This is a genomic window from Pseudomonas sp. NFACC25 (assembly GCF_900100935.1).
GTDB lineage: Bacteria > Pseudomonadota > Gammaproteobacteria > Pseudomonadales > Pseudomonadaceae > Aquipseudomonas > Aquipseudomonas marginalis.
The window spans coordinates 45,729-53,367 of sequence record NZ_FMUC01000025.1 but is presented as its reverse complement, the minus strand read 5'-3'; the positions used below and the strand labels follow the sequence as shown (position 1 = coordinate 53,367).

Below are 7,639 nucleotides of genomic sequence, written 5' to 3'. Positions count from 1 at the left end.
CCAGACTGTTGAGCATCCTTTTGGAACGCTCAAATATTGGATGGGAGCCACCCACTTCCTGACCAAAACACTTCCGCGAGTAAGTACCGAAATGAGCCTTCATGTACTCGCCTACAACCTCAAACGAATGATGAGCATCTTCGGCATTGCAGGACTGCTTGAGGCGATCAGGGCGTGAATCCAGCCGCTTGGCTCGCCAGTTAGCGGCTGTTTGGGCCGCTAACGCGGCCCAAGCAGCATTACGAACGTCTATGTAGCTGACTAGTGCTATTCGCGCTTCCGTCTGCTGGTTTCGCAGACAACGCCCGTCGTTCTCAACTTTCGACGTATTTAGTGCGTTTTCACACAGCCTGGACCCAAACCGGCCCTCCGTGGATTTCAGGGTAGCAATACAACTGACAACCAGAACCAGAGCTATCTATACGATCTGAACGATGCTCATGTGATTGCCCAACCGAAGCAACACCCATTACTGCGCTGAGTTTTCTGAATGAAACCGTCTAGGTTCGGCGCCTTGATGCGTACAGGGTTGACCCTGTGTGGCAATGACAACCACTACGATCGCCCTGCCCTCCTAAGCCTGACCGCGTCATGAATGCCGTATTGTCAATGAGCCGCATCAAACTGCTGAGTCTCTAGGCTCTCTTGCCAGCGCTCATTGGTGTCCCATTCCTTACGACCCAAGCCAAGAGGGATCCGGGCCTCGAACATTTGAATTAATTTTTCGTATTCACCTAATGGCCCAGTGAAATCAGCCGATCTTATTGTTAGAGGGGTCCTAACCTTCATTCGTTAGAGGGCAGCTATAGCCCAGTTTTGTATTTTCTTCGTTCATTGATCAGCAACCCACTGCCGCCATCAATAACTCGTAGAAGCAGAAAGAAAATGATCGAACCCGAACGGATCGTCTCCCTCTCACGGGAAGTGGAGTCTCTGGCGAATCGTGGTGTCAGTGATATACATGCGATCACTCGCCAAACTCGATTGCTGGCAATCAATGCACTCATTGAAGCCGCACATGCAGGCAAGGCCGGGATGGGGTTCTCGGTTGTGGCGGAAGAAGTCAAAAATATCTCCGAGCGTATCTCGAAAATTGCCAGCGGGCTGACCGAGGACTTGCAGGTTTCGGTCAATGAACTGACGGCACTCGGTCGGGGCATGTGCTTTGACGTGCGCGGACAGCGATTGGCTGATCTGTCGCTTAACATGATCGAGATCATCGATCGAAACCTTTACGAGCGCACATGCGACGTGCGCTGGTGGGCAACGGATGCATCCCTGGTAGACGCGCTGACGAGTCACTCCCCGGAAGATTGCGCCCACGCCAGCGAGCGTCTTGGGATCATTCTCGACAGTTACACCGTGTACCTAGACATCTGGGTCGCTGATAACAGTGGGCGAATCTTGGCATCGGGCCGACCGGGAACCTTTGGCAGGGTGATCGGTGCCACTGTTGCAAAGGAGCCTTGGTTCAAGAAAGCAATGCAGCACGCTTCAGGTGATCAGTATTTCGCTGGAGAAATAACGGCCGAACCGCTGTTGAACGACTCGCAAACCTGCACATTCAGTGCGGCTGTGCGCAGCAAGGCAGGTAAACAGACCCCGGTGATTGGCGTTATCGGAATTTTTTTCGACTGGAAAAATCAAGCTGACTCGGTGCTCAAAGGCGTGCGCTTGAGCGAGGATGAACGCTCGCGAAGTCGATTGATGATCATCGACGGCAATCACAAGATAATTGCCAGCTCTGATACACAGAATCAGCTGGGCGAGCGAATTGAGTTGCAAACTAAAGCCGCCCAAACGAGTGGTTACAGCATCTTGAGTAAAAACCTCATCCAGGGTTACTCGATAACGCCTGGGTTTGAAACCTATGCCGGTATGGGATGGCTAGGCGTCATCGAACAACATTTGCCCACAATTGACGCGTAACCCAACGCGCTGAACCAACACTGCTAGCTCGCTTAGCAGATCTCTAAGCAGACATTAAAAATCAGCACAACTGGTTGCGTACAACGCAGATTTCTTATGTTTAGACTTCGTTACGGCGTTCAATCGGGCGCCGCGTGTATCCCCACATGTATCCCTAACCACACAACATATAAACAAAACAAATAAAATCAATATCTTATCCACCCAATTCAAATGACTGTGTACCACCAAGTACCGATCCATAGATGTCTACAGCAGTCTATGAATCACCTCAAGAAGCCCGCCTCGTGCGGGCTTTCTTGTGTCTGGCCGTTTATCCCTGTCTATCCCTCCCCACCCCGCACCATCGCTGCCCACTGGCATGCCGGACATCTATACCTGTCCTTTTTAACCAAACGGTTGTCCATTCGAGCCAAGCACACTTCATCTCCCCTAGATAATGTTCACTCCACGCCGTGTCCCTAAAAACACAAATGACGAGGTGTCTCATGCATCTACGAGAACAGCAGCGACTATCCGATTCATCCTGGTTTTTACACAGATGGGACATGGCACCCGAAGAGTTTGCCACTTACCTGCTGCAACTCGGGACCTTGGTGCTGCAACGCCGATGGAATGGGAGCAATCGTAAAACACCAACGTCCACGGCGATCTAGAACAGCGAACCGTCCGGTCAAGACAGAAATAAAGGAACCCCAGTCACGGACCATATCTCCCCCCATGGCCGCAGGACCAGTTCCGATGTCAGCATTCTGCGTCGGCTGCAAGCACGGTTTTCCTAAGCCGTTGTCCGTCTAGACCAAACGATTGTCCTTGCCAGCAAAGCGTGCGCTCGACAGCAGCTCTAATTTTGTATTCGTCGCACGTTCTCGCGCCCTTTATCAACCGTGCGGAACACGACATTGAGCGAATCAGATCGTCCCCAGCCGAAACGGAGAAACCGCATCATGACCGACCAGCAACCATCCGTGGAACAACAGCCCTCCCTCTATGCGCGTCTTGGGGGCTACGACGTCATTTATCAGTTCGCAGGTGCAGTTTTGAGGAAGACCATGGGACATCCCGCTATCGGCCATATCTGGGCCCACATGTCCGAATCAACATTCCAGAAGGAACACATCAACTTTGTCGATTTCCTTTCTGAACATTGGGGTGGCAGCGCCAAATACCGGGGCAGGGACATGGTCACCGCGCATCGCGGAATGGGTCTTACCGAGGTGCACTGGCAAGCCGTGCTCGATTGTCTTGAGGAATGCTACAACGACTACGATCTGGCACCGGACCTGCGCAAAGAGGTCAATGACTTTCTGATCAAGTTTAAACCCGCCGTGATTGGTAGCCCCTCCTACCGCGACGTAGTACTCGCACACCCCGAAATGGACCCCGCCAAAGGAATGAAAAGCGTTGGGGTAATTTGGCCGAAACGAGGAAAGTAACCTGTGAAAAAGCTGGCGCCGGATACGGGTATTGCTGCACTCGTCGAGTAATGCAGGGAGCGATTTCACCAACTTCAGAGGGGGCAAAGACATGAGCCATACGCACGAACATCATCACGATCACGACCACACTGAGCCACCGGAGGCCATAGCGCTACGCGTCAAAGCGCTCGAGTCCCTGCTGACGGAAAAGGGCCTGGTCGATCCCGTCGCCATGGATGCTTTGGTGGACACCTACCAACACAAGGTCGGCCCGAGAAACGGCGCCCAGGTCATAGCGAAAGCCTGGTTCGACCCTCTGTACAAACACAGGCTGCTGGAAGATGGCACTGCAGCCATCGCCGAGCTGGGCTTTTCTGGTGTTCAGGGTGAAGACATGGTGGTCGTGGAGAACAGCCAGACCGTGCACAACGTGACGGTATGCACACTGTGCTCCTGCTACCCGTGGCCGACCCTGGGCCTGCCACCGGTCTGGTACAAGTCCGCACCTTATCGCTCGAGGATAGTCATTGACCCGCGCGGCGTGCTGGCGGAGTTCGGTCTGACGATTCCTGATGACAAGGAAGTTCGCGTCTGGGACAGCAGCGCTGAGCTGCGCTATCTGGTATTGCCGGAACGTCCGGCGGGTACTGATGGCTGGAACGAGGAACAACTGGTCGAACTCGTGACTCGCGACGCCATGATCGGTACCGGACTGCCTAAGAATCCGGATCAAGTAGCCTGAACCTGAAAAGGAGAAAACCCATGAATGGTATACACGACCTGGGCGGCATGCATGGTTTCGGCCCAGTGCTCACGGAAGAGCACGAACCCATCTTCCATCATGATTGGGAGCGCAGGGTTTTTCCGCTCTTCGCCTCGCTCTTCGTCGGCGGGTACTTCAACGTCGACGAATTCCGCCACGCCATCGAACGCATGAAGCCGGCCGAATACCTGCAGTCGAGCTACTACGAGCACTGGCTGCACGCCTTCGAGACCCTGCTGACAGAAAAGGGCGTCATCAGCGCCGCCGAACTGCAGGGTACGGCCAAACCAACCCCACCGACACAGCCCGTCACGGTTTTAACTCCGGATATCGTCGACGCCGTCGTGCTCGGCGGCGCCTCGTCACGAGCAAAAGAAGATGTCCCCGGCCAATTCCAAGTCGGTGACCGGGTGCGGACGAAGTGCCTCAACCCAACCAATCACACCCGGCTGCCACGCTACGCGCGCGGTAAGGTCGGCACAATCGTGATTGCACATGGCGCGTTCGCTACCCCGGACACGATGGCCCACGGTTTGGGCGAACAGCCGCAGCAGGTCTATGCCGTACGCTTCAGTGCCGAAGAATTGTGGGGAGTACGGCGACCAGACAGTGTGTGCATCGACCTATGGGACAACTACCTGGAGGCCGTATGAACACGAGCATGCGCCACGCCTACAAGGCCGTCGGCCTCCCTCTCGACGATGAAGGCCCGGTGTTCGACAAGCCTTGGCAGGCTCAGGCTTTTTCCCTGCTGGTGCACTTGCACCAAGCCGGCGTGTTCCCCTGGAAGGACTGGGTGCAGGTATTCAGCGAAGAGATCAAGGCTGCCCCGGCGCAACCCGGAGAAAGCGTCAATGACGCCTATTACCGGCAATGGATCACGGCCATGGAAAGAATGGTCACCACCCTCGGCCTGACCGGGATGGAGGACATCGTCCAGCGGGGCGAGGAATGGAGGCAGGCCTACCTGAATACTCCCCATGGACAACCGGTGGTTTTGCTCAATGCAAGCTGTCCACCGGACCACGGGCACACCGGTGAGCATCTGCCGCATCGCGAGCCCGTGGCGATCAGCCGAGCCTCTCACTGAGGGCGGAGCAGTTTTTTGTTGTCCTTTTTTACCTAGCAAGCCGCAGAGGCGGCCAAGGAGTCATCGTCATGCATATCGAACCTGGCCTCGTGGAAGCCGGAAAACTCTGGCTGAGCTATGTTACCGCCGCAAGCGTCGGCACCTACACCGTCAAACTCGTTGCGGACGCCATTGGCGAACGCGGTGCCGTCTCGCTGGTGGTTCGCGCCGTCGCCACCACGGCGCTGGTGTTTGGCTTCTTTGAACTGCTACCGCATCATCCGGTTGGCGTCTCGGAGGTGCATCTCATACTCGGTTCGACGCTGTTCCTGTTGTTCGGTGCAGCACCTGCCGCAGTAGGTCTCGCTTTGGGGCTGTTAATCCAGGGTCTGTTCTTCGCCCCATTCGACCTGCCGCAGTACGGCATGAACGTCACCACCCTTTTGGTACCGTTGTTGGCAGTTGCTGCCCTGGCGCGGCGTATCATCGCGCCAAACACGCCCTATGTTGATCTGGGCTATCGCCAGGCACTGGGCCTGTCGACGGCCTTCCAGTCAGGCATCGTCGCCTGGGTTGCCTTCTGGGCCTTCTACGGGAAGGGCTTCACGGCAGAGAACGCACTGTCAGTCCTGACCTTCGGCAGTGCCTACATGACCGTCGTCATCCTCGAACCGCTGTTGGACCTGGCCGTGCTGGCCGGTGCCAAGGCAACGCATCGCCTGCGTAACAGCCGGCTGGTCGAGCGCCGTCTGTATCAGGCCGCCTGAGTCGACAGACGCCAGTCCAAGCCAGACTGCCCCGGGCATTCGAAGACCGCGATGCTCGGGGCATCAAGAGCGAGAACGACCTCAACACCTCGTGAGCAAAACTGGAGGTAGTTGATGCTTTTCAGAAATAGCCCCCGCAAGTCAGTCCGGGGAGTACCGCTGGCTCCATATTCATGGCGAAACGCGCCGTGATGAACGGGGACTACCAACAGATGACCGCGGGTCACCCTGCGCCGCATCCCATCCCATCCCGGCACCTCGCACCTTGATCGCCTTTGTAGTTCCTGAACCTTGTCTTCACCTGATCAGAAGATCCTGGACCGATCCACAACTGTTCGTTCCTGGCTTGGCTTCACCCTCTACGCTGGCTGCAAGCCCCCTTGGGGAAATCCCGAACCGCTGCTTGAACAACCGGGAGAAATGCGAGGCATCGTTAAATCCCCAGCGCAGCGCTACGGCGAGCACGCCAGGATGGCTGGAACTGCAGAGATCGCGCGCGCTGTGCCGCAAGCGCAGCTCCCGGATCAGGCCACTGACGGAAAATGGCTCTTCCTCGAACAGGCCATAGAGTGTCCGGCGCGAGACCTTGAATCGCGCCGCAAGCAGGTCCGGCCCGAGCCCGGGTTCAGATAAATGATCGGCTATATAGGTCTCGACCGCCTGGCGGAAGGCTGTCCGCAGCGGCACCCGGTCCTGTTCCTGCGCCTCCAGCGTGGCGCCCAGCGCGACGGCGATGACACCGTTGAGCGCGGCGCTAAGCCCGTGCTGCGCCTGTAGGCCGACGCTGGCGTCCATCTGTTCAAGTGAGCGGGCGAAGCGAGCCGCGACCAGTCCAAGTCCCGCTTGTCCGCTGACGCAGCGCGCTGTCGCCTGGCGCGGTGCCGCGAGCCTGGACACCAGTTGCTCCCTGGGTATACGGAATGACAGCACGCGCCAATCTTCCCTGAAATCGAGAAAGTAGGGACGCGTGGAGTCCACGACGGAGAAGTCACCGGGCAACACCAGTGTCTCCTGCCCATCCTGACGTACCACGCATGACCCTTCCAACTGGAAGTTCGCGAAGCAGAACTCGACCGGGTTGCGGCGGATTTCATCCCAGCGTCGTTGGACGAACTGCGCACGGGAAAACACGCGGGTCTGCGCGCTCATGGAGAGGGGCCGGGAGCTCACCTCGCCCGTGAAGTTCGATCCTGCAGGCTCTTGCTTGAGGATGGGATTGAGCGAGACGAAGGCTTCGCAGAGGACCTCACGCCAGTAGCTGAATCTTTCGCGCTGCACGCACGCTTCGGTAGTCCAGATTTGCATCCTGCGGTCACCCCTCAGTGGCGCAAAAGACAATCATCACGAGCGCAAGCCAGCGACTGATTTCTGAGCCAATGTCACGGTATGGCGGGCCGCTCAGACGTGTCATGTGGTCCTCCTGTTGCACAGATCGTCAACTGGTCTTGCACGCAAAGGCAAGTCGTCGGTTGATGGGCGTTCAGGCACCCTGGCACGGCATTTTCGTTTGTGCCTGCGCTGTGCACGGCGGGAATGCGAATGCGTCATGCCGGTGCAGTTTTCGCCGGATAAACAGGCGCAGGACTGAACCCATGTGACCTGCGGCAGGAAGACGCAAAGTCCGCGCCAGAACCAAGGGGGCATTCACCCGCCACAGGCTCTTTCTGCAGAAGGCACGACCTCAGTCGGGAAA

Annotated in this window: 8 protein-coding genes; 7 read left to right on the top strand and 1 reads right to left on the bottom strand. The window is 56.9% G+C overall.

The features are described 5' to 3' along the window. The 7 genes from BLQ09_RS31210 to BLQ09_RS30640 all read left to right on the top strand — a co-directional run. On the top strand, positions 1 to 178 hold a 178-nt coding region (locus BLQ09_RS31210), incomplete at its 5' end, for a transposase (RefSeq protein WP_139202149.1). Positions 179 to 885: 707 nt separating this feature from the next. Beyond that, positions 886 to 1,929, top strand: a complete 1,044-nt coding sequence (locus tag BLQ09_RS30665) for a methyl-accepting chemotaxis protein (protein WP_092359803.1) — start codon at positions 886 to 888, stop codon at positions 1,927 to 1,929. A gap of 947 nt (positions 1,930 to 2,876) precedes the next feature. Beyond that, on the top strand, positions 2,877 to 3,365 hold the full coding sequence (locus BLQ09_RS30660) for a group I truncated hemoglobin (protein WP_027606923.1): 489 nt from the start codon (positions 2,877 to 2,879) through the stop codon (positions 3,363 to 3,365). A 91-nt stretch (positions 3,366 to 3,456) separates the two neighbouring features. Beyond that, positions 3,457 to 4,089, top strand: coding sequence for a nitrile hydratase subunit alpha (gene nthA, locus BLQ09_RS30655; RefSeq protein ID WP_027606924.1), 633 nt, complete (start codon positions 3,457 to 3,459; stop codon positions 4,087 to 4,089). 20 nt (positions 4,090 to 4,109) lie between these two features. Then, positions 4,110 to 4,763 (top strand): nitrile hydratase subunit beta, encoded by a 654-nt coding sequence (nthB, locus tag BLQ09_RS30650; RefSeq protein ID WP_027606925.1) that lies wholly within the window; start codon positions 4,110 to 4,112, stop codon positions 4,761 to 4,763. Beyond that, positions 4,760 to 5,200, top strand: a complete 441-nt coding sequence (locus tag BLQ09_RS30645; RefSeq protein WP_092359801.1) for a nitrile hydratase accessory protein — start codon at positions 4,760 to 4,762, stop codon at positions 5,198 to 5,200. Before nthB ends, BLQ09_RS30645 begins: the two co-directional genes overlap by 4 nt. Positions 5,201 to 5,268: 68 nt before the next feature. Beyond that, positions 5,269 to 5,946, top strand: coding sequence for an energy-coupling factor ABC transporter permease (locus BLQ09_RS30640; protein ID WP_027606927.1), 678 nt, complete (start codon positions 5,269 to 5,271; stop codon positions 5,944 to 5,946). A gap of 297 nt (positions 5,947 to 6,243) precedes the next feature. Here the strand turns inward: BLQ09_RS30640 and BLQ09_RS30635 are convergent, their stop codons facing one another. Further along, positions 6,244 to 7,251, bottom strand: a complete 1,008-nt coding sequence (locus BLQ09_RS30635; protein WP_051429384.1) for a helix-turn-helix domain-containing protein — start codon at positions 7,249 to 7,251, stop codon at positions 6,244 to 6,246. Positions 7,252 to 7,639 lie beyond the last annotated feature (388 nt).